General features: G+C 71.6%; 18 protein-coding genes. 12 read left to right on the top strand and 6 right to left on the bottom strand.

The window, feature by feature from the left end; genetic code table 11:
- Window positions 1-68 precede the first annotated feature (68 nt).
- Genes NVV95_RS02275 through NVV95_RS02250 form a run of 6 tightly spaced genes read left to right on the top strand, consistent with a single transcriptional unit; the run spans window position 69 to window position 6,349 of the window.
- On the top strand, window positions 69-1,187 hold the full coding sequence (locus tag NVV95_RS02275; protein ID WP_259484909.1) for an ABC transporter substrate-binding protein: 1,119 nt from the start codon (window positions 69-71) through the stop codon (window positions 1,185-1,187).
- Complete coding sequence (locus NVV95_RS02270; RefSeq protein ID WP_259484908.1) at window positions 1,184-2,266, top strand: zinc-binding dehydrogenase; 1,083 nt, start codon at window positions 1,184-1,186, stop codon at window positions 2,264-2,266. The genes NVV95_RS02275 and NVV95_RS02270 overlap by 4 nt, the downstream gene beginning before the upstream one ends.
- On the top strand, window positions 2,263-3,081 hold the full coding sequence (locus NVV95_RS02265) for an ABC transporter ATP-binding protein (RefSeq protein WP_259484907.1): 819 nt from the start codon (window positions 2,263-2,265) through the stop codon (window positions 3,079-3,081). The genes NVV95_RS02270 and NVV95_RS02265 overlap by 4 nt, the downstream gene beginning before the upstream one ends.
- Entirely contained in the window at window positions 3,078-3,893 is an 816-nt protein-coding gene (locus NVV95_RS02260; RefSeq protein WP_259484906.1) for an ABC transporter permease, read from the top strand. The genes NVV95_RS02265 and NVV95_RS02260 overlap by 4 nt, the downstream gene beginning before the upstream one ends.
- A gap of 10 nt (window positions 3,894-3,903) precedes the next feature.
- The gene (locus tag NVV95_RS02255) at window positions 3,904-4,932 is read left to right on the top strand and encodes a LacI family DNA-binding transcriptional regulator (RefSeq protein WP_259484905.1); all 1,029 of its coding nucleotides are present in this window, start codon (window positions 3,904-3,906) and stop codon (window positions 4,930-4,932) included.
- 52 nt (window positions 4,933-4,984) lie between these two features.
- Window positions 4,985-6,349: an NtaA/DmoA family FMN-dependent monooxygenase gene (locus NVV95_RS02250; protein ID WP_259484904.1), complete on the top strand. Its 1,365-nt coding sequence runs from the start codon at window positions 4,985-4,987 to the stop codon at window positions 6,347-6,349.
- A 4-nt stretch (window positions 6,350-6,353) separates the two neighbouring features.
- Here the strand turns inward: NVV95_RS02250 and NVV95_RS02245 are convergent, their stop codons facing one another.
- The 4 genes from NVV95_RS02245 to NVV95_RS02230 are packed head-to-tail and all read right to left on the bottom strand — an operon-like array spanning window position 6,354 to window position 11,605.
- Window positions 6,354-8,060 carry a dipeptide ABC transporter ATP-binding protein gene (locus NVV95_RS02245; RefSeq protein ID WP_259484903.1) on the bottom strand — a complete coding sequence of 569 codons (1,707 nt, stop codon included), beginning with the start codon at window positions 8,058-8,060 and terminating at the stop codon, window positions 6,354-6,356.
- Window positions 8,057-8,932 carry an ABC transporter permease gene (locus NVV95_RS02240; RefSeq protein ID WP_259484902.1) on the bottom strand — a complete coding sequence of 292 codons (876 nt, stop codon included), beginning with the start codon at window positions 8,930-8,932 and terminating at the stop codon, window positions 8,057-8,059. Before NVV95_RS02240 ends, NVV95_RS02245 begins: the two co-directional genes overlap by 4 nt.
- Window positions 8,929-9,942 carry an ABC transporter permease gene (locus tag NVV95_RS02235; protein WP_259484901.1) on the bottom strand — a complete coding sequence of 338 codons (1,014 nt, stop codon included), beginning with the start codon at window positions 9,940-9,942 and terminating at the stop codon, window positions 8,929-8,931. Before NVV95_RS02235 ends, NVV95_RS02240 begins: the two co-directional genes overlap by 4 nt.
- Window positions 9,943-9,949: 7 nt before the next feature.
- Window positions 9,950-11,605: an ABC transporter substrate-binding protein gene (locus tag NVV95_RS02230; RefSeq protein WP_259484900.1), complete on the bottom strand. Its 1,656-nt coding sequence runs from the start codon at window positions 11,603-11,605 to the stop codon at window positions 9,950-9,952.
- A gap of 100 nt (window positions 11,606-11,705) precedes the next feature.
- Between NVV95_RS02230 and NVV95_RS02225 the strand changes: the two genes are divergently transcribed.
- The 5 genes from NVV95_RS02225 to ndk all read left to right on the top strand — a co-directional run bounded on the left by NVV95_RS02225 (window position 11,706) and on the right by ndk (window position 18,139).
- Window positions 11,706-12,281 (top strand): TetR family transcriptional regulator, encoded by a 576-nt coding sequence (locus NVV95_RS02225; RefSeq protein WP_259484899.1) that lies wholly within the window; start codon window positions 11,706-11,708, stop codon window positions 12,279-12,281.
- 231 nt (window positions 12,282-12,512) lie between these two features.
- The gene (ileS, locus tag NVV95_RS02220) at window positions 12,513-15,833 is read left to right on the top strand and encodes an isoleucine--tRNA ligase (protein ID WP_259484898.1); all 3,321 of its coding nucleotides are present in this window, start codon (window positions 12,513-12,515) and stop codon (window positions 15,831-15,833) included.
- 148 nt (window positions 15,834-15,981) lie between these two features.
- Window positions 15,982-17,298 carry a bifunctional folylpolyglutamate synthase/dihydrofolate synthase gene (locus tag NVV95_RS02215; protein WP_259485199.1) on the top strand — a complete coding sequence of 439 codons (1,317 nt, stop codon included), beginning with the start codon at window positions 15,982-15,984 and terminating at the stop codon, window positions 17,296-17,298.
- Window positions 17,295-17,693 carry a DUF4233 domain-containing protein gene (locus NVV95_RS02210; protein ID WP_259484897.1) on the top strand — a complete coding sequence of 133 codons (399 nt, stop codon included), beginning with the start codon at window positions 17,295-17,297 and terminating at the stop codon, window positions 17,691-17,693. Before NVV95_RS02215 ends, NVV95_RS02210 begins: the two co-directional genes overlap by 4 nt.
- Before the next feature lie 23 nt (window positions 17,694-17,716).
- Window positions 17,717-18,139: a nucleoside-diphosphate kinase gene (ndk, locus tag NVV95_RS02205; RefSeq protein WP_194681121.1), complete on the top strand. Its 423-nt coding sequence runs from the start codon at window positions 17,717-17,719 to the stop codon at window positions 18,137-18,139.
- 42 nt (window positions 18,140-18,181) lie between these two features.
- Here ndk and NVV95_RS02200 read toward each other — a convergent pair whose 3' ends face one another.
- Window positions 18,182-18,796: a vitamin K epoxide reductase family protein gene (locus NVV95_RS02200; protein ID WP_259484896.1), complete on the bottom strand. Its 615-nt coding sequence runs from the start codon at window positions 18,794-18,796 to the stop codon at window positions 18,182-18,184.
- A 307-nt stretch (window positions 18,797-19,103) separates the two neighbouring features.
- Between NVV95_RS02200 and NVV95_RS02195 the strand changes: the two genes are divergently transcribed.
- Window positions 19,104-22,067, top strand: coding sequence for an Rne/Rng family ribonuclease (locus NVV95_RS02195; RefSeq protein WP_259484895.1), 2,964 nt, complete (start codon window positions 19,104-19,106; stop codon window positions 22,065-22,067).
- A gap of 20 nt (window positions 22,068-22,087) precedes the next feature.
- Here NVV95_RS02195 and NVV95_RS02190 read toward each other — a convergent pair whose 3' ends face one another.
- Complete coding sequence (locus tag NVV95_RS02190; protein ID WP_259484894.1) at window positions 22,088-22,390, bottom strand: DUF4031 domain-containing protein; 303 nt, start codon at window positions 22,388-22,390, stop codon at window positions 22,088-22,090.
- Between the last annotated feature and the right edge of the window lie 39 nt (window positions 22,391-22,429).

Here is a 22,429-nt window from a genome sequence, read left to right as displayed (position 1 = left end):
ACGCCGGCTCCACGAAATTCCCCCCTCAGTCAGCCGGGATCTCCCCGGCGCCCTCCGGAAGGCCTCGTATGTCACCTGCACCGCTCACGAAGACCGCACCCGTCACGGCACTCGCCGCGCTCTCCGCCGCCTCGGTCCTGTTGCTGGCCGGATGCTCGGGATCGAGCACCGCGTCGGAATCGACCGCCTCGGCGTCCGCCGGCAGCGACCTGATCAGCGCCGAGCGCTGCGCCGAGAACCGGGCGGCCGGCCCCATCACGTTCCTCACGTCGTTCGGCTACGTCGCCTCCGCCGGGCTGCTCGACGTGATCACGGCGAAGGAACGCGGGGTCTTCGAGGACCTCTGCCTCGACGTCACGCTGCAGCCCGGTTCGAACAACGCCCAACTCGTCAGCGCGGGCACCGCCCAGTTCGCCGGCGTGGGCAGCCCCTCCGACGTGCTGGTCGCGATCGACAACGGTGCGGACATCTCGGGTGTCGCCACCTACGGCAACACCGTGGCGATCACGCTCATGACGATGACCGACGGCGGGCCGGCCTCGCTGGCCGACTTCAGCGGCCTGACCGCCGGCTACAAGGGCGCCATCCCGCCCCAGATCCAGGCCATGTTCCTCGAGGAGGGCGTCGACCCGACGACGATCAACTGGGTCTCGGTCGGCTACGACCCGACGATCCTCCCGAACGACCAGGTGCAGGCGCTCACCGGCTACAAGTCGAACGAGCCGCTGGCGCTGAAGGCGCAGGGCTTCGACATCACGGAGTGGGACCCGGCCGAGTACGGCATCGAGTCGGCCTTCAACACGCAGATCGTCAACAACACGTTCAAGGAGGAGCACCCGACCGCGGTCGAGGACTTCCTGCGGGCCAGCCTCTACTCGTACGACTGGATCAACGAGTCGGACGCGAACCTCGACGAAGCGCTGTCCTACGCCGAGGCGCTCTCCGACGCCGGCTACGACCTCGAGTCCAGCCGCGCCCGCTGGGCCACCGAGGTGGGGCTGATCGACGAGAGCCAGCCCGACGGTCTGCCCATTGGCGGCGAGACGGTCGAGCAGTGGACAGCGGAGGCCGACATGCTGGTGCAGTTCGATCTCGTGAAGGCGAAGCCCGACGTGGCGGCGGCGATCGACCCGAGCTTCATCGAGGCGATCCACGACGGCACCGAGTTGATCTGGCCCGCTCCGTGAGAGCGTGGCTCCAGACCGGTTTCGGCGGGCCGGAGGTGCGGAGGCTGACCGAGGTCGCCCCACCCGAGCCGGCCGACGACGAGGTGGTGGTGCGGATGCTCGCGGTGGCGCTCAACCGCCTCGACGTCCTCCAGCGGCGCGAACCCGTCATCCCGGGCATGTCCGTGCCGCACGTGGCGGGCATGGACCTGATCGGCGAGGTGGTGGCCGTCGGAGCCGGCACCCCGGGCGACCTGCTCGGCGCGGTCGTGCTGGTGGACCCCGTGGTCAGCTGCGGCGAGTGCGCCCTGTGCCTGGCCGAGACCCCCACCTACTGCGACGCGTTCCAGACGATCGGCTCGACGCGGGACGGCGGCATGGCGGAGCTCGTCACGGTGCCCGAGCGCAACTGCACCGTGGTCGACGTCGCCCTCGACGACCAGGATTCCCTCGCCCGCTTCGCCGCCGTGCCGGTGGCGGGGGCGTCCGCCTGGCGTGGGCTCCTAGGGGCCGGACGCCTGCGTTCGGGGGAGACCGTGGTCATCCCGGGCGCCGGGTCGGGCCTCGGCGCGGCGGGCATCCAGATCGCGCTCGCCCACGGGGCCGAGGTGATCGCCCTCGTCTCGGGTGCCGCCAAGAAGGAGCGGGCCGGACGCGATGGCCGGGTGCGGGTGATCGACCGCTCGGCCACCGACGACTGGGTCGCCGAGGTGCTGTCGCTCACCGGTGGCCGGGGTGCCGACCTCGTCTGGGACCATGTGGGCGGGCGCTTCCTCGGGCAGGCCCTGCGGGCCACCCGGGCGGGTGGCCGCGTCGTGCTCTCCGGCACCACCGACGGCCTCGACACCGAACTTCATCTGCCCGATCTCTATCAGCGCGGCCGCAGCATCATCGGCCACGGCAGCTACAGCCGGGCGGACATGGCCTCGGCCGTCGCCGGCTTCGGGTCGGGCCGCTTCGACGTGGTGCTCGACAGCGTCTGGCCGTTCGAGCAGCTGCCCGCGGCCGAGGCGCGGCTGGAGTCCGACGCGTTCTTCGGCAAGATCGTCGTGCTCGGCCCCTCGTTCTCGACCACCACCCATCGGAAGGACGCCGCATGAGTGTCAGCTCTGGCGCGACGAGCTCGGCCGGGATCGAACTGAGCCGGGTCGGCCGCACCTACACCAGGGGGAAGAAGACGGTCGAGGCGCTGACCGGCGTCGATCTCACCATCCAGGAGGGGGAGTTCATCACCCTCTTCGGGCCATCGGGCTGTGGCAAGTCCACCCTGCTGCGCCTGATCGCCGGGCTCGACACCCAGACCACGGGCGAGATCTCGATCTTCGGCAGCACACCCCGCGAGGCCTCGGCGCGGAAGGACATCGCCTGGATCCCGCAGTCGTCGGCACTCCTGCCGTGGCTCGACATCGAGGCGAACGCCTCGCTGTCGTCGGTGATCAACACCCGGGCCGACCGGAGCGGCGCCACCACACGGCGACCCGAGGCGGCCGTCGGCATCCTCGAGGAGGTCGGTCTCGGCGACTTCCGGTCCTCCCGCCCCGACCAGCTCTCGGGAGGCATGCGCCAGCGGGCCTCGATCGCCCGGGGCTTCGCCCAAGGTGCCCCGTTGATGCTGATGGACGAGCCCTTCTCCGCACTCGACGAACTCACCCGCGACACCCTGCGCATCCGGTTGCTGGAGCTCTGGGAGCACCACCGCAAGACGATCGTCTTCGTGACCCACTCGGCGATGGAGGCGGTGCTGCTGTCCGACCGGGTGGTGGTGATGAGTCCGCGGCCGGGGCGCATCCGGCAGGTGGTCGACATCGACCTGCCGCGACCGCGCACGTGGGAACTGACCGAGACGCCGGAGTTCACGGCGAAGGTCGCGCAGGTCAAGCAGATCCTCTGGAGCGCCTGGGAGGGTGACGAATGACCGTCGGAATCGATCCGCTGAACCCCGCGGTGAGCGCGGTGCCCCTCGCCCGCAGCCGACGCCGCCTGTCGCCCCGCACCGGTGGGGCGCTGCTCACGGTCGGTGCGCCGCTGCTGCTGTTCGTGCTGCTCGCCATCGCCTGGCAGTGGGCGGCGGCGACCTTCAAGAGCGTGCTCCCGCCGATGCAGGACGTGATCGCCGACATCGCGGGGCGGCCGGAGTTCTACCTCGAGAACCTGGCCGTGACGCTGCAGGCGGCGCTCCTCGGCTTCGTCATCGGGGTCGCGGTGGCGCTCCTACTGGCGTCGGCGATCGTGCACTTCCGCTTCCTCCGGGCCGCGATCATGCCCGTCGCCCTGCTGCTGAACGTCACGCCCATCGTCGCGATCGCCCCGGCTCTCGTGGTGGCGTTCGGGTTCAACCAGATCCCGCACGTCATCGTCGCGGCGCTCAGCGCGTTCTTCCCCACCCTGATCAACTCGATCACGGGGCTCCGCGCCGTCGATCCGCAGGCCCTCGAGGTCTTCGACGCGATGTCGGCGTCGAAGACGGAGATCTTCTTCCGGTTGCGCGTGCCGTCGAGCCTCCCGTACCTGTTCGCCGGCGCGCGGCTCTCGGTGACCGCGGCCGTCATCGGTGCCGTGGTGTCCGAGTTCACCGGGTCGAGCAAGGGCATCGGTGCGGTGATCGTGATGGCGACCACCTATCTGAACCTCCCGCAGATGTGGGCGGCGATCTTCTTCTCGGCGCTGACGACCCTCGCGCTGCTCGGTCTCGTCGGCCTCCTCGAACGGCTGATCGTGCGCTGGTAGCGTTCGGCGTATGAAGATCGAACCGGCCGGCAGCGGCCCGGTCACGCTCCGCGACGTCGCCGAACGGGCGCAGGTGAGCATCGCCACCGCGAGCAACGCGTTGACCGGGGCACGCCGGGTGGGCCCCGGCGCGATCGAGCGGGTGCGGCGGTCGGCCGCCGAGCTCGGCTACCGCCCGAACGGCGTCGCCCGGTCGCTCCGAACCGGGCTGCACCAGAGCATCGGTCTCGTCATCCCCGACGTGACCAATCCGTTCTGGGCGGGCATGGTCGGCGTCATCGAGGGCCTGGCCGACGAGTCCGGCTTCCAGCTCTCGCTCGTCAACACGGCGTTCGATGCCGGCCGCGAGGCCGCCTCGCTGACGAGGCTCGCCGGCTCGGTCGACGGCGTGCTGCTGTTCTCCACCAACCCGAGAGCCACGGCGTCCGATCCGGCGTTCCCGCACGGGCTGCCGATCGTCGCGGTCGACGAGGGCTTCGACCTGCCGGGCATCGGCGGAGTCCACTCCGACAACGTCGGGGGCGGGCGCGCCGCCGCCGAGCACCTGGTGGAGGCGGGTGGCACCGTCTTCGGTCTGCTCGCGGGCCCGGGCACCCTGACCACCGCCACGCAGCGCGGCGCCGGCTTCTCGGCGGGCCTGTCCGACCGGGGGATCGACCCGTCCCGGCTGCACCGGGTGACCGCCCCCTACTCCTTCGAGGGCGGCCGCGAGGGCGTGCGACGGATGCTCGCGCAGCACCCCGAGATCGACGCGCTCTTCGCCTGCACCGACAACCAGGCCATCGGCGCCCTCTTCGAGTGCCACGACCTCGGCCGGGTCGTCCCCGACGACCTGCTCATCTGCGGATTCGACGACATCAGCTGGGCCTCGCGCATCACCCCCGGGCTCACCACGCTGCGCCAGGACGCCGCAGCCATGGCGCGGAGCGCCTTCGAGCAGCTCGTCGACCGCGTCGCGAACGGAGGAGCACCCCGGGTCGAGGTCTTCCCCGTGAACCTCGTGCGTCGGGGCTCGACGCGCCGCGTTACAACTGTGTAAAACGTTTTAGCGCTCCTTCCGGCGCCGCCTCGCGCTCGACGATGCTGGGGGGATGGTCAAGCCTCTCTCCCTCGGCGTGTTCGAGATCCTCACACCCTCCAACGGGGTGCCGACCTGGCGACACCCGAACGGTCGCGGTGACCGCTACGGGAGCCCGGAGTACTGGATCGGCCTCGCGAAGACGCTGGACGCGGCGGGGTTCGACTTCATCCTGTTCGCCGACAGCTACGGCTACCCGCAGATCGACGGCGAGGTGCCCGAGGAGGTGCTGACCCACGGGATCCTGTTCCCGGGCTACGACCCGCTGCTGCTCGTCAGCGCCCTCTCCCAGGCGGCGCCGTCGCTCGGCATCGTCGTGACCTCGTCGACGTCGCTCGAGCAGCCCTTCCCCACGGCCCGTCGCTTCGCGACCCTCGACGCCTTCACGAACGGTCACATCGGCTGGAACGTGGTGACGGGCAGCACCGCCCAGGTGACCGAAGAGCTCTTCGGCATCACCCATTTCGACCACGACGCCCGCTACGACGTCGCGGACGAGTTCGTCGACCTCGCGCGGAGCCTGCTCGAGGACGTCTGGGACGACGACGCCGTCGTGTTCGACCGCGAGTCGAACACGCTCGTCGACCCCTCGCGCATCCGGCCGCTCGCCTACCGAAGCGAGCACTTCTCGAGCCACGGCCTGTTCAAGGTGCCGCCGGGTCGGCAGCGCACGCCGGTGCTGTTCCAGGCGGGCATGTCCGGCCGCGGCCGCGACTTCGGGGCGCGCAACGCCGAAGCCATGTTCATCCAGGGCCAGACCGTCGAGCAGGCGCGGATCGCCGCCACGGACATCCGCTCGCGCGTGGCCGCCGCCGGCCGCGACCCGCACGACCTCAAGATCATCAGCGGGGTCACCGTCACCGTGGCACCCACGCGACAGGAGGCGCTCGAGCGGCGCCGGGAACTCGAGGAGCAGTTCTCGATGGACGACGCCGCGGTGCTCTTCGCGGGCTTCACGGGGATCGACCTCCGGGCGCTCGATCGCTCGATGCCCATCGAGGACATCGCCGGCACCGGCCAGGGCCACACGCCGCTCGACCGCTACCGGTCGATGCCCGGCGTCCGCACGGTGCAGGACGTGCTCGACGCCTTCCGGGTGCAGGAGCGGGGCTTCGTCATCACCGGCTCGCCGGCCGAGGTCGCCGAGGAGCTGATCGAGACGGCGGAGACCGCCGACCTCGACGGCTTCCTGCTGGAGCCCACCTTCGGCGACTCCGGCGCCTACGAGGACTTCATCGCCCTGGTGCTGCCCGAGCTGGAGGCCCGGGGCGCGTGGACGCAGCCGGACCGATCGCTCACCCTGCGGGAGCGGCTCGGCTTCCCCGGCCCGCACCCGGGCTTCCGGCCGTCCACCAAGAACCTCGAGGCCGGCGCCTGAGCCCTCAGGGGTGAAGCCGGGGGGCAGCGGCGAGCAGCGCCTGGGTGTACGGGTGGGCCGGGCGGTCGAAGACGGCCGACGACCGCCCGTGCTCGACGATCCGGCCGTCCTTCATGACGGCGAGCGTGTCGCTCATGTGCTGCACCACCCCGAGATCGTGCGAGATGAACAGGTACGCGAGACCGTGCTCGCGCTGCAGGCGGTCGAGCAGGTCGAGGATCTGCGCCTGGATCGACACGTCCAGCGCCGACACCGGCTCGTCGAGCACGATCACGCGGGGCGAGGGCGCGAGCGCACGGGCGATCGACACACGCTGGCGCTGTCCGCCCGAGAGCTCGAGGGGGCGAGCCTCGGCGATCGAGGGGGCGAGACCGACGTCGTCGAGCAGCTCGGCGAGGGGGCGGGGGGCGGATGCTCCGCGGAGGGCGTCCGCGAGGATCTGCCGCACGGTCAGCCGCGGGTCGAACGACGAGAGGGCGTCCTGGTAGACGGCGCCGAGCAGCGGGCGGCGGGAGCGGCGGTCGCGCTCGGAACCGGGCGCCCAGTGCCGCCCGTCGAGCCGCACCGAGCCGGTGTCGGGTGGGGTGAGGCCGAGGGCGATGCGGGCGAGGGTCGTCTTGCCCGAGCCCGACTCGCCGACCAGCCCGAGCGTGCTGCCGCCGGCGAGCGACAGGGTGACGTCGACGACCGCAAGCCGGCCCCCGAACGTCTTCGACACCCCGTCGAGCTCGAGCACGGGCGCCGTCTCCGGGCGGGGTGCCGTCGACGCGCCCCTCGCCGCCGCGACGGCTGGAGCCGACGCCGGAGCCGTTCTGGCGCCCGACCCCGCACCGGGCCAGGCGAGCGGCACCCCGCGCGGCACCCCCGTCGGCACCGCGCGCAGCAGCGCCTTCGTGTAGTCGTGCTGCGGGTCGCCGAGCACCTGCGCCACCGGCCCCGACTCCACGACGCGGCCGGCCCGCATGACGAGCACGTCGTCGGCGATGCGCGACACCACGGCGAGGTCGTGGCTGATGAACAGCAGCCCGGTGCCGGCCTCGCGCACGCTCTCCAGCAGCGCGAGGATCTGCGCCTGCACGGTGCTGTCCAGCGCCGTCGTCGGCTCGTCGGCGATCAGCAGGCGCGGTGACGCAGCCAGCGCCGACGCGATCAGCGCGCGCTGGCGCAGCCCGCCCGAGAGCTCGCCCGAGCGCTGGTGGAGGCGTGAGGCGGGTTCGGGCATCCCGCCCGAGTCGAGCAGCGACAGCACCCGCGCCCGCCGCTCGGACGCCGACAGTCGCGTGTGCAGCCGCAGCGCGTCGCCGATCTCCCGCCCGATCGGGCGCAGCGGGTCGAGCGACACCAGCGCGTCCTGCACGACCAGCCCCACCTCGCCGCCGCGGATCCGTCGCCACGCGGCGGCCGACAGGCCCCGGCCGGCGCCGTCCGCGCCGACGGGTCCGAGAACGGATGCTCCGCCCACCTCCAGCGCCCTGGCCGACGTCCACGCCCCGGGGCCCGCGAGCCCCACCAGCGATCGGGCGGTGACCGACTTGCCCGATCCCGACTCGCCCACGATCGCGAGCGCCCGCCCGGCCTCGACCGTGAAGGACACCCCGTCGACGACGGCCGGCCCCCGTCGCGCCCCGCGCCTGCCGAACCCCACCCGCAGGCCCTCGACCCGCACGAGCACCTCAGGCGCCGGGACGCCGGGCCGCGGCTCGGCGCTCATCGCGGCCCCCGCTTCTGCAGCGCCCGCCCGAGCACCGTCGTCGCCGCGGCCGCCAGCACGATCGCGAGGCCCGGGAAGAACGTCATCCACCACGCCGTCGCCAGGTAGTTCTTGCCCGCGTAGAGCATCGCGCCCCACTCCGCGGCGGGCGGCTCGGCCCCGAGGCCGAGGTAGCTGAGCGCCGCCGCCCAGACGATCGCCTGCCCCACGCCGAGGGTCACGAGCACGATCACGGGCAGCACGGCGTTCGGCAGGATGTGCCGCGCGAGGATGCGCCCCGGCGACCGCCCGAGCACCACCGCCGCCTCGACGTAGGGGGCGGTGGCGACCGAGCGGGCCTGCGCGCGGATGATCCGTGCGTACCCCGGCGCCGTCGCCAGCCCCACCGCGATGGTCGAGGTGACGATGCCCGGCCCGTAGACCGTGATGACGAGCAGTGCCAGCAGCAGCCCCGGGAAGGCGAAGAGCACCTCGAGGAGCCGGTTCACGCCGAAGTCGACGACCCGCCCGCCGAGCGCGGCTGCGAGCCCCAGCACGAGCGCGAGCACGATGCCGATCGCCGTTGCGGCGACCCCGATCACGAGCGAGGTGCCGGCTCCGTGCACCACGCGGGTGTAGATGTCCCGGCCCGACTCGTCGGTGCCGAGCGGATGCCCCCACCGCGGCGACAGGAAGGCGTCCGTGGGGGCGATCGCGAACGGGTCGCCCGGCGCGAGCACCGCGGGGGCGACGGCCGCGAGAAGCAGCAGCGCCAGCACGGCGACGGCCACCCACTGGGCAGGGCCGAGCATCCGTCGCCCGCGCCGCACGGTGGATGCGCCGCGCCCGTCGGGGGCCACGGCGGCCACCGTCGACACCGCAGGCAGGCTCATGCGCGCACCGCCGGAACCTGCGCCAGATCGCGAGTGCGACCCCGCCCGGAGCCCCGCCCTGTACCCGCCAGCCGCGGGTCCGCGATGCGGGACACCACGTCGGTCAGCAGCGTCATCACCACGTACCCCACCGCCACGACGAGCACGACCCCGATCACGAGCGGCACGTCCCGCAGCTGCACCGCGTTCAGTAGCGTGCGTCCGAGCCCGGGCCGGGCGAAGATCGTCTCGACCACCACGGCCCCCGAGATCAGCCAGCCGAAGGCCCAGCCCGAGAGCGCGATGCCGGGCAGTGCACCGTGCCGCAGCACGTGCCGCCACCGAACGCCCGGCTCGCTCTCGCCGCGGGCGCGGGCCGAGAGCACGAACGGCGCCTCGAGGGCGTCGAGCACCGACTCGCGCATCACCTGCCCGAGGAACCCGGCTAGCGGCAGGGCGAGGGTGAGCACCGGCAGCACCAGCCCGGCCGGCCCGGCCGTGCTCACCGCCGGGAACCAGCGCAGCGTCGTGCTGAACACCAGCACCAGCACGGTCGCGAGCCAGAAGTGCGGCACGGCGGCCGCCACGATCTCGAGGCCCGACCCCACCGCGGCGGCGAGCCGTCCGCCGCGGGTCGACCAGACGGCGAGCCCGAGGGCGAGCAGCCAGGCGAGCGCGAGCGCGAGCACCGCGAGCAGCAGCGTGCCGCCGATCTGGCTGCCGATGATCGAGGCGACCGACTGCCGCTGCGAGTACGAGGTGCCGAGGTCACCCGTGACGAGACGGCCGAGGTAGCGCAGGTACTGCACCCAGATCGGCTGGTCGAACCCGTACTCGGCCCGCACGGCGGCCAGCGCCTCGGCGCTCGCCTGCGATCCCGGCCCGCCGAGCACGGCCTGCGCCGGGTCGCCCGGGATCAGCCGCAGCCCGAAGAACGTCAGCGTGGCCGCCGCCCAGAGCACGAACACCGCACCGCCGAGAGCAGCCGCCACCCGGAGGGCCCGGCTCACGCCCGGACCCCGGCCGCGCATCCGCCCGCTACCCCTTCACCCAGGTGTCGCCGAAGTACGGGATCTGCAGCGTCGGCAGGAGCGACAGCCCCTGCACCCGGTCGCCGTGGCCGATCTTCTGCAGGTGGTCGTAGAGCGGCAGCACGTAGGCACCGTCGGCGAGCAGCTTCTGCGCCGTCTCGTACAGAGCGGCGCGTTCGTCGGGGTCGGTGGTGCGCCCGGCGGCGGTCACCGCGTCGTCGAGCTCGGGGATCGAGACGTGCGCGTTGTTCGGGTGGTACCCGCTCGGCGCGGGGATGATGTTCGCCGAGTCGTACAAGATGCGCAGCACGTCGGGCGAGTTCTTCGTGTAGATCGCGCTGGTCAGGTCGAAGTCCCAGGAGCCGAGCGCGGCGTACCAGCTCGACAGGTCCATCGGGTGCAGCTCGACGTCGAAGCCGACCGCCTTGGTGGTGGCCTGGATCTGCTCGAACAGCGAGACCTCGGCCGGGATCGACTGGTTCGTCGAGACCGGGAAGTCGACCGTCAGCCGCTGGCCGTCCTTGGTGCGGTAGCCATCCGAGTCTCGGGTCGTCCAGCCGGCCTCGTCGAGCAGCTGGTTCGCCTTGTCGGCGTCGATCGTGTAGTCGTCCTCGAACGAGGCGCCGAACGGGGTCGACGACGACAGCACCGAGTACGAGCGCTCGACGGTGCCGAAGAACAGGCTCTGGATGCCCGGGTTCACGTCGGCCGCGGCGATGAACGCCTTGCGCACCGACTCGTCGTCGAACGGCGCGTAACCCGAGTTCAGCTCGAGCCGGATCGACGCGCCGGGCAGCGCCCCCGTCAGCACTCCGAGCCCGCTCCCGTCGGCGCCCGCGGCCACGACGTTGTCGGGCTGCATCTCGTCGATCACGTCGACCTCGCCCGACTGCAGCGCGGCGAAGCGCGTCGCCGGGTCGGGGATGAAGCGCCACTGGATCGTGTCGAGGTACGCCGGGCCCTCGTGCGCCGAACCCTCGGGCGCCGAGGTCCAGTCGTCGTTGCGGGTGAGGGTCACGTGGTCCTGCTTGACCCACTCCGAGAAGACGAACGGGCCGGTGCCGATGGGCGCCTCGCAGTTCGCCTCCATGCCGCGCTCGAGGCCTGCCGGCGACTCCATCGCGAGCCAGGTCTGGGCGAGCGACTCCAGCAGCGCGCTGTCGGGCTCGCTCAGCACGAAGCGGGCGACGGTGGGGGAGACGACCTCGACCGAGGAGACCTTGCCGAGGGCGAGGATCGCGGTGGAGGAGGCGGTCTCCGGGTCCTTCATGTGGGCCACGTTCGCGGCGACCGCAGCGGCGTCGAGCGGTGTGCCGTCGGTGAAGGTGATCCCGTCGCGGAGGGTGACGTCCCAGCTGAGGCCGTCGTCGGCGGCGACACCCGATTCGGCGAGCCACGGCACGATCGCCCCGGTCTCGTCCTGCGAGAACAGCGACTCGAGCACGTTGGTGCCCACGAGGGCCTGCGGCATGTTGCCGCCCACGTGCGGGTCGAGGCAGGTCGGCTCGCCGAAGCCGGTCGCGTAGGTGAGGGTGCCGCCGGCGACGGGGGTCGAGGGGGTGTCGGCCGGGCCGGCGTCGGCCGAGCATCCGGCCAGCAGCAGGGCGGAGGCGGTGGCCAGCCCGGCGAGGGAGAGGGCGAGGGAGCGGTGACGCAGGGGCACGACGGAGCCGTTCTGTATGGGATGGTGGGAGGGCGATCTGCTGTGATCGTCACCAGTCTAATTCTTGTACGCGATCTATTTATTCCCCCGAGGAGCGATGATGGCCGGTCGGCCCAGGGCGTCGTCGCAGCGGATGCTCGAGGAGGCCGCCTCCGAGCTCTTCCTCGAGCAGGGCTACGCGAAGACCACGATCGAGCAGATCACCCGCCGCGCCGGGGTCAGCCGCAACACCTTCTTCAACTACTTCCCCGGCAAGGCCGACCTCCTCTGGGTCGAGCTCGACGCGAGCCGCACGGTGCTGACGGATGCTCTCGCCGCCGCCCCCGCCGACACCGACCCCCTGGCCGCCGTCGAGGCGGCCCTCGCCACCACGGCCGCCGCCCTCACCCCCGGCCGAGCGCCGCTCGTGCTCACCCAGTGGCGCGTGATGGGCATCGACGAGGAGCTGAAGGCGGCCGGTCTCGCCCGCGCCCTGGCCCACGCCGACGTCGTCGAGGCCTTCCTCGTGGGCCGTGGCCTCGACGCCCTGGTGGCGCGGGCGATCGGACTCGCGGTGATCGGCGCGGCCTCGGCGGCCGTGGGGCGGTGGGCGGCCGACGGGCCGGAGCGCAGGCCTCTCGGCACGTATCTGCAGAAGGTCGTGCATCCTGTGCTCGAGGGCTTCGGGATCGGTTAGAATCGCCTACTGAACGACTGTGAACCGGCCATCACCGGGGAGTCTTCGGAAGAACGGCGACCGGGAGACCGGTGGCCCAGTAGAACCGAACGGGTCGGGCCCGTCACAGCCTACGAACGAGCGGCCATCCGGAGCGAACGCACCGGGCGGCAAGCGAGGTGGTACCACGGCGGGTGAGAGCCCACCGTCCTCGTGGAACAGGCAGCATCGACCAGGCCGTCCAGGAGAACCATGACGTACCCCAAAGACTCCGACGAGTTCAGCTCCGTCGTCCCGTCGCCGAGCTTCCCGCAGGTGGAGGAAGGCGTGCTCGCCTTCTGGAAGGGCGACGACACCTTCCGCGACTCGATCGCGAACCGCAAGGGCGGCCCGGAGTGGGTCTTCTACGACGGCCCGCCCTTCGCCAACGGCCTGCCCCATTACGGGCACCTGCTGACCGGCTACGCCAAGGACGTCTTCCCGCGTTTTCAGACCATGCGCGGCAAGAAGGTCGACCGCCGCTTCGGCTGGGACACCCACGGCCTGCCCGCCGAGCTCGAGGCGATGAAGCAGCTCGGCATCACCGAGAAGAGCCAGATCGAGGAGATGGGCGTCGAGGTCTTCAACGCCGCCTCCCGCAAATCGGTGCTGAAGTACACCGACGAGTGGCGTGCCTACGTCACCCGCCAGGCCCGCTGGGTCGACTTCGACAACGACTACAAGACGCTCGACACGACCTTCATGGAGAGCGTGCTCTGGGCCTTCAAGCAGCTGCACACGAAGGGCCTCGCCTACGAGGGCTACCGTGTGCTGCCGTACTGCTGGAAGGACGAGACGCCGCTGTCCAACCACGAGCTGCGGATGGACGACGACGTCTACCAGATGCGCCAGGACCAGACGGTCACGGTCACCTTCCCGCTCGTCGGGTCGCGCGCCGAGGCGCTCGGCCTCACCGCTGTGCGCGCCCTCGCCTGGACGACGACGCCCTGGACGCTGCCCACCAACATGGCGCTCGCGGTCGGCCCCGACATCGACTACGCGGTCGTGCCGGCCGGCCCCAACGGCACCGCCGACGCTGAAGTGGCCCGTGAGGGCGAGCCCGGTCAGCGTGTGCTCGTCGCCGACTACCTGCTGGCGAGCGACCTGGTCGGCAACTACGCCAAGGAGCTCGGCTACGACTCGGCCGACGAGGCCCGCGCAGCCGTCACCCGCACCCTGAAGGGCCGCGAGCTCGAGGGCGTGGCCTACGCGCGGCTCTGGGACTACTACGCCGACACCGAGAAGTGGGGCACCCAGAACGCCTGGCAGATCCTCGTCGCCGACTACGTGTCCACCACCGACGGCACGGGCATCGTGCACCAGGCCCCCGCCTACGGCGAGGAGGACCAGAAGGTCTGCGAGGCCGCGGGCATCCCCGTGATTATCTCGGTCGACGACGGCGGGCGCTTCCTGTCCACCGTCTCCGACGTGGCGGGCCAGCACGTGTTCGAGGCGAACAAGCCGCTGACGCAGCTGCTGAAGGCCGAGGGGCGGCTGATGCGCCAGGCGAGCTACGAGCACAGCTACCCGCACTGCTGGCGCTGCCGCAACCCGCTCATCTACAAAGCGGTGTCGAGCTGGTTCGTGCGGGTCACGAGCATCCGCGACCGCATGGAGGAGCTCAACCAGCAGATCGAGTGGGTGCCCGAGAACGTCAAGGACGGGCAGTTCGGCAAGTGGCTCGCCGGGGCCCGCGACTGGTCGATCTCGCGCAACCGCTACTGGGGCTCGCCCATCCCGGTGTGGAAGAGCGACGACCCCGAGTACCCGCGGGTCGACGTCTACGGCTCGCTGGCCGAGCTCGAGGCCGACTTCGGCACGCTGCCGCTGAACCGCGACGGCGAGCCCGACCTGCACCGCCCGTTCATCGACGACCTCACCCGGCCGAACCCCGACGACCCCACCGGGCGCTCGACGATGCGCCGCATCCCCGACGTCTTCGACGTCTGGTTCGACTCGGGGTCGATGCCGTTCGCCCAGGTGCACTACCCGTTCGAGAACCAGGACTGGTTCCGCACCCACAGCCCCGCCGACTTCATCGTCGAGTACATCGGGCAGACCCGCGGCTGGTTCTACGTGATGCACGTGCTCTCGACCGCGCTGTTCGACCGGCCGGCCTTCCGCAACGTGATCAGCCACGGCATCGTGCTGGGCTCCGATGGGCAGAAGATGTCGAAGTCGCTGCGCAACTACCCCGACGTCTCCGAGGTCTTCGACCGCGACGGCTCGGATGCGATGCGGTGGTTCCTGATGTCGAGCTCGGTGCTGCGCGGCGGCAACCTCGTCGTCACGGAGGAGGGCATCCGCCAGGGCGTGCGCGAGCTGCTGCTGCCGCTGTGGAGCACGTACTACTTCTTCACGCTGTACGCCAACAGCGCCGCCGAGGGCGGCTACGAGGCGCAGTGGCGCACCGACTCGACCGACGTGCTCGACCGGTACCTGCTGGCCAAGACCCGCGAGCTCGTGCAGTCGATGACCGCCGACCTCGAGGAGCTCGACGCCACCGTCGCCTCCGCGAAGCTGCGCGACTTCGCCGACGTGCTGACGAACTGGTACGTGCGACGCTCGCGCGACCGCTTCTGGTCGGGCGACGACCACGCCGCCTTCGACACCCTCTACACGGTGCTCGAGACCGTCACCCGCGTCGCCGCACCGCTCATCCCGCTCGTCTCCGAGGCGATGTGGAAGGGCCTCACCGGCGGGCGCAGCGTGCACCTGACCGACTGGCCCGACGAGAACGACTTCCCGGCCGACGCCGGGCTCGTGCACACCATGGACACGGTGCGCGCCATCTCGTCCACCGCTCTGTCGCTGCGGAAGAACAACGGGCTGCGCGTACGGCTGCCGCTCGCGGGGCTCACGGTCGTCACCGACGACGCGTCGAACCTGGCGCAGTTCGAGTCGATCCTGCGCGACGAGCTCAACGTCAAGAGCGTGACCTTCGTCGACCAGCACGCCACCAGCGCCGCCGAGTTCGGCATCACCTCGCGGCTCACCGTGAACGCCCGGGTGGCCGGCCCGCGCCTCGGCAAGAGCGTGCAGCAGGCCATCAAGGGCGCCCGCTCGGGCGACTGGAACGAGGCCAACGGCGTGGTGAACGCCGGTGGCATCGACCTGCTCGAGGGCGAGTACGAGCTCGTGCTCGAGGCCGCGGCCGACTCCGCCGAGGGCGAGTCGGGGCAGAGCACCGCGCTCGCGCTGCTGCCCGCCGGCGGCTTCGTGCTGCTCGACACCACGCTCACGCCCGCGCTCGAGGCCGAGGGCCTGGCCCGCGACCTCATCCGCGCCGTGCAGAACCAGCGCAAGCTGCAGAACCTGAACGTGTCCGACCGCATCCGGCTCACGCTGAGGCTCGACGGCGACTCGCTGACGGCCTTCGGCGCGTACCCCGAGCTGGTCGAGCTGGTCGGCCGGGAGACCCTGGCGGCCGGCGTGCCCGTGCTGGCCGAGCTCGAGACCGAGGAGCCGGGGAGGTCCGTCGCCGTCGGCTCGTCGGGACAGGCCCTGATCGAAGTGGAGAACGCCCTTGTCTGACAACTTCTTCGGCGGCGACTTCGGCCCGCCCGCCGACGACCCCGACGAGAACGAGACCGGCGCGGTCTCGCCCGGTGACGACTTCGACCGCGTCGGCCTCGACGCCCCCGACGAGTTCGTCGAGCAGGGCGACGCGGTCTACGAGGCGCTGCTGTCGAGGCTCGGCGAGGCGCAGCCCCAGCCCCGGCTCTCGGCCACGCGGCGGGTGGTCGAGCTGCTCGGCGACCCGCACCACGCGTACCCGATCATCCACATCACCGGAACCAACGGCAAGACCTCGACCAGCCGGATGACCGAGAGCCTGCTGCGGGCCCTCGGCCTTCGCACCGGCCTGTTCACGAGCCCCCATCTCGAGCGGCTCAATGAGCGCATCATGATCGACGGCGTGCCGATCTCGAACGAGGCGCTGGCGTCGAACTGGGGCGACATCGAGCCGTTCCTCGACCTCGTCGACAGCGAGCTCGAGGCCGCCGGCGAGCCGCACCTGACCTTCTTCGAGGCGCTGTCGGTGCTCGCCTTCGCCTCGTTCGCCGAGGCCCCCGTCGACGTCGCCGTGATCGAGGTCGGCATGGGCGGCGAGTGGGACTCCACGAACGTTGGCGACGGCCAGGTGGCCGTGATCACCCCCATCTCGCTCGACCACACGAACCGGCTGGGTTCGACCGTCGCCGAGATCGCCCGCACCAAGGCGGGCATCATCAAACCGTCGGCGCAGGTCGTCACGGCCGCGCAGCCGCCCGAGGCGCTGGCCGAGCTCGAGCGCGCCGCCGAGCTCTCCGAGGCCACCTTCGCCGTCGAGGGCACGGCGTTCCGGATGCTCGACTCCACGGTCGCGGTCGGCGGGCAGCTCGTCACGATCCAGGGGCTCGCCGGCACCTACCGCGACGTCTTCCTGCCGCTGTACGGAACCCATCAGGGCCACAACGCCGCCGTCGCGATCGCGGCGGTCGAGTCGTTCCTCGGCGGAGGCACCCAGGCCCTCGCCGACGACGTCGTGACCGAGGGTTTCGCCACCGCCACCTCGCCCGGCCGCCTGCAGCTCGTGGGCACCGAGCCCACCGTGCTCGTCGACGCGGCCCACAACCCGGGCGGCGCCGAAGCGCTGGCGCAGGCGGTGGGGGAGTACTTCACCTTCGACAAAGTGGTCGCGGTCGTCGGCATCCTGGCCGACAAGGACGTGGCGGGGATCATCCGCGCCCTCGACCCCGTGGTCTCGGAGTTCGTGATCACCACGAGCTCGTCCGACCGGGCGATCGACCCCGACGAGCTCGCCTCGGTGGTGGTCGGCATCGCCGGCGCCGACCGCGTGCTCGTCGAGCCCGACCTCACCGAGGCGCTCGACCAGGCCCGCGAGCTCGCCGGTGAGACCGAGAAGGGCGCGGTGCTCGTCACGGGCTCGATCACCCTCGTCGGCGAGGTCATCACGCTGGCCGCCGCCGAGGGCTGGAAGGGCGATACCAAGTGAGGGGAGCATCCGTTCGCCAGAGCCTCGCCTCGATCGTGCTCGGCTTCGAGTCGATCGTGATGTTCTTCGCGGCGCTGGTGATCTTCGGGCTGAAGGCGCTGCCGGCGCCCGCCGCCCTGATCGGCGGGGCGGTGCTCTGCCTGCTGCTGATCGCGAACGTGGCGCTGCTGCGGTTCCGTTGGGGTTACGCGCTGGGCTGGGTGCTGCAGGCGGTGATCGTGGCGGCGTGCTTCCTCGTGCCCTCGCTCGCGATCGTCGCCGCGATCTTCATCGGGCTGTGGATCTACTGCATGATCAAGGGTGCGCAGATCGACCGCCAGCGAGCGGCCTGGCGGGCGGCGCAGGAGGCCGAGGAGGGCCAGGGCGCCGACGGTCCACCCGCCGAGACCGTCTAGCTTCATTCGCTAGGGTTTACGGCATGACCACCTACGTCGAAGAAACCCTCGTCCTCGTCAAGCCCGACGGCGTCGCCCGCAACCTGACCGGAGAGATCCTCCGCCGCATCGAGGCGAAGGGCTACCAGCTCGTCGACATCAAGCTGATCGAGCCCGACCGGGAGCTGCTGGCGTCGCACTACGAGGAGCACCAGGGCAAGCCGTTCTACGAGCCCCTCGTGGAGTTCATGGAGTCGGGCCCGATCGTCGCGCTCCGCATCGCGGGCAACCGCGTGATCGAGGGCTTCCGCTCGCTGGCCGGCACCACCGACCCCACCACGGCCGCCCCGGGCACCATCCGCGGCGACCTCGCCCGCGACTGGGGCCTCGCGGTGCAGCAGAACCTGGTGCACGGCAGCGACTCGCCCGAATCGGCGCAGCGCGAGCTCGCGCTCTGGTTCGGCTGACCCGGGCCCGTCCGGTCGCCGGTCGGCCGGCGGCCGGCTCGGCTAGAGCGTCCGGAGGATCGTGGTGACGGCGTCCAGCCTCAGCTGCGCCAGCACCACGATCACCAGGAAGCTCAGCAGCACGAGCGTCCACATCCACGGGTAGACGAGCGCGCCCACCTCGCGGCTGCCCCGCCCGTTGCCGAAGTGGCCCTGTTTGACGTTGTAGGCCGTCACGTACCAGAACATCGGGATGACCGAGGCCCAGACGAGCATGCAGTAGGGGCAGAGGGTGCCGAGCACGAAGATGCTCACGCCCATCAGCCAGATGATGAAGGCCACCGCGGCGACGAAGCCGAGGTTGAAGATCACCCAGAACCACTTCGCGAAGCGTGCCCCGGCCAGGATGGCCATGCCCACCACGATCGGGGCGACGAACGCCGCGACCCCGATGATGGGGTTCGGGAAGCCGAACACGGAGCCCTGCGAGCTCGCCATGTTGGGGCCGCAGGTGACGAGCGGGGAGATGTTGCAGCTCGGCACGTAGTCGGGGTTGATCAGCGTCTGGATCTTCTCGAGCGTGAGATCGAACGAGGAGTACCAGCCCAGCGCTCCCGCCACGATGAGCAGAACGGCGAGGCCGATCGGGCGGCGGTATTCAGCTGTTTCGGCAGGCACCAGGTCAGTATCGCAGAGCGCGTTCGCGAGCATTCTGGGAATGCGTGCGATAATCGACGGAGGTTTCGGTGATCGTCAGCGAAACCGCCAACGAAGGCTTTCCGGGCTCATCGTCCCCGGGCTCCGCACGTGCGCTGCCCCACGAGACGTCAGACCCCGACACGAAGACAGACAGAGCGACCGGGTCCGCCAGCGGGCGGGCCGGCGCATGAGCGAGATCAGCGGGGGAGACGCGCAGGCGGACCTTCGCTCGTGAGAGTACCTGCCGGTGGGTGAGAGCCCCTGGCTGGCAAGGAGTGCACCAGAGATGGTGGAGAACAATTCACACAATGACAACGACGCGAACAACCAGGAGGGAACGGGCCGGCGCAAGACGCGGCTGTTCGGCGGGCGCCGGGCGGTGAAGAAGACGGATGCTCCGGTGACGTCCTACCGCGACGCCCCGACGCCGCCCGAGCCGCAGGCCGCGGCGCCGGCCGAGCCCGAGCTGCCCGTCTCGGTGCCGGCTGCCGACGCCGGAGCGCGCGAGGCACCCGAGGCGCCGGCCGTCGAGGCGACGGCTCCCGGGGCGCCCGCCGTCGAGGAGCCCACCGCCGACGTCGCACCGCACGACGACGAGCCGGGCCTCGCCCCGTTCAGTGCGGCGGGCACGGCCTTCCAGGCGCCCGAGCGCCCGCGGGCGCTGAGCACCACCTCGCTGATCTTCCAGGCGCCCGATCTGCCCGATCTGCCGCCGCTGCCGCCCCGTGACCGCGACCCGCGCGACCGTGACCGCGACCGCGACCCGCGCGATCGCGACCCCCGCGACCGCGACGACCAGGCCACCGAGTCGTCGGTGCGCCGCCGCTCGCGCCGTCGCTCGGGCGAAGAGCCCCGCGGCGGCCAGGACGACCCCGAGAACACCGTCGTCAAGGTGCGCACCCCGCGCGAGCGCGAGGAGCGCCAGCCGGAGCTCATCACCGAGCCGCAGCGCATCAAGGGCTCCACCCGTCTCGAGGCCAAGAAGCAGCGCCGCCGCGACGGCCGCGACGCCGGCCGCCGCCGCCCCGTGGTCACCGAGGCCGAGTTCCTCGCCCGCCGCGAGGCCGTCGACCGCCAGATGGTCGTGCGCGCGAAAAACGACAAGATCCAGATCGCCGTGCTCGAGGACGGCGTGCTGGTCGAGCACTACGTGGCCAAGGCGCAGGACGCCTCGCTGATCGGCAACGTCTACCTCGGCAAGGTGCAGAACGTGCTGCCGAGCATGGAGGCCGCCTTCGTCGACATCGGCCGCGGCCGCAACGCCGTGCTCTACTCGGGCGAGGTCGACTGGGACGCCGCCGCCGAGAACAACGAGGGCAAGGGCCCGCAGCCCCGCCGCATCGAGCTCGCGCTGAAGTCGGGCGACACCGTGCTCGTGCAGGTCACCAAAGACCCCGTGGGCCACAAGGGCGCCCGCCTCACCAGCCAGGTCAGCCTCCCGGGCCGCTACCTCGTCTACGTGCCCAACGGCTCGATGAACGGCATCTCGCGCAAGCTCCCCGACACCGAGCGGGCGCGGCTCAAGCGCATCCTCAAGGAGGTGCTGCCCGAGAACGTGGGCGTCATCGTGCGCACCGCCTCCGAGGGGGCGACCGAGGAGCAGCTGACGCTCGACGTCAACCGCCTCACCTCGCAGTGGGCCCACATCAGCGAGCAGGTGCAGAAGCAGCAGGCGCCGCACCTGCTGCACTCCGAGCCCGACCTGCTGATCAAGATCGTGCGCGACGTCTTCAACGAGGACTTCCACAAGCTCGTGATCTCGGGCGACGACGCCCAGGCGACCATCGAGAACTACCTCGCGGCCGTCGCCCCCGACCTGCTCGACCGCGTCGAGCGCTACGAGGGGGAGAAGGACGCGTTCGACGAGTACCGCGTCTCGGAGCAGATCGAGAAGGCGCTCGACCGCAAGGTCTGGCTGCCCTCGGGCGGTTCGCTCGTGATCGACCGCACCGAGGCGATGACCGTCGTCGACGTGAACACCGGCAAGTTCGTCGGCTCGGGCGGCAACCTGGAAGAGACCGTCACGAAGAACAACCTCGAGGCGGCCGAGGAGATCGTGCGCCAGCTGCGGCTGCGCGACATCGGCGGCATCATCGTGGTCGACTTCATCGACATGGTGCTCGAGTCCAACCGCGACCTCGTGCTGCGCCGCCTGATCGAGTGCCTCAGCCGCGACCGCACGAAGCACCAGGTCGCCGAGGTGACCTCGCTCGGCCTCGTGCAGATGACCCGCAAGAAGCTCGGCCTGGGCCTCCTGGAGTCGTTCAGCGAGCCCTGCGAGCAGTGCGCGGGCCGCGGCATCATCGTGCACCACGACCCGGTCGTGAAGCACCGCTCCAGCCAGCAGCCCGCGGGCGGCTCGAACGGCGGCAATGGCAACGGTTCGAACGGCGCCGGCCGGCGGAACGGCCGAGGCGGCTCCGCCGGATCCAACGGATCGGGCTCGAACGGCGGCAACGGCTCCGCCGGCTCCACATCGAACGGCTCCGGGTCGGGTTCAGCGCCCACCGGCGGCACCCACGCCATCACCGAGAACGCCAAGAACGCGCTCGCCCAGATCGCGGCCTCGACGATCGCCGCGGCCAAGCACGTCGACGGTCAGGCTCCGGATGCGAGTCCCGCCCCCGTGGCGGAGCCCGCCGCCGCGGCGTCCGCGGCTCCGGCGGCCACCGCCGAGGCACCCGCCGCCGAGCCCGCCCGTGGCCCTGACGCGGCGGTCGCGGCCGAGCGTTCCGGCCGGCGCCGCAAGTCGCGCCACTCCCGCGGTGACGCCGCCCAGGCGTCGGTCGCCGAGGAGACGGCCGCCGAGGAGTCCGCCGCCCATGAGTCGGCAGCCGCAGAGCCCGCCGCCCAGGAGCCGGCAGCCGAGCAGCCGGCAGCCGAGCAGCCGGTGGTCGAGGCGCCCGTCGCCGCAGACGCCGCCGAGCCGGCGCAGCCGGTCTCGACCCCGTCCTTCGACGAGATCGCGGCACCGGCGGCCACCGACGCCCCGTCCGAGCCCGCACCGGCCGAGTCCGCGCCAGCCGAGCCCGAGCCCGTCACCGCCGAGCCCGCCATCGAGATCCTCGACATCCCGGTCAAGAAGGCGGCCCGCGCCCCGCGCGTGAAGCCCGAGGAGGCCTCCCACCTGCTCGACTCGGTGCTCGACGCCCTCCCGGCGCCGAAGCAGCCCGGGCAGGGTCGCTCGCGCAGCCGTCGTGTCTCGACGACGGCCGTGGTCTCGGCCCCGGCGCAGCCGAGCGACTCCTGACCCGCCGACGCGGCTGAGGCTCAGCGCGCGGAGTGCGCCCGCCGGTGGGCGCGCTCCGTGTCGCGGTCCCGGCCGCGCACCCGCAGCCCGCTCGAGCGCAGCCGCACCACGAGCTCGCGGTAGCTCACCGGCACCGCGCCGGCCGCCACCAGCTCGTCGTGGCGGTCGACCGGCACGTCGTAGTGGTCGAGATCGAAGCTCCGAGGCGGCAGCCCGGCCGCCTCGGCGAAGCGGTGCAGCTCCTCCAGCGAGTCGTCGCTGACGAGGTGGCCCCAGATGGTACCGTGGGCTGGCCACATCGGCTCGTCGATCAGCACGGTCATGGTGCGAGTATCCCACTCGCCCCGGTTTGACCGAAATCA

Origin of the sequence: Herbiconiux gentiana (assembly GCF_024978135.1) — a bacterium.
Classification (GTDB): Bacteria; Actinomycetota; Actinomycetes; order Actinomycetales; family Microbacteriaceae; genus Herbiconiux; species Herbiconiux gentiana.
This window is presented reverse-complemented; position numbering and strand designations above follow the sequence as displayed.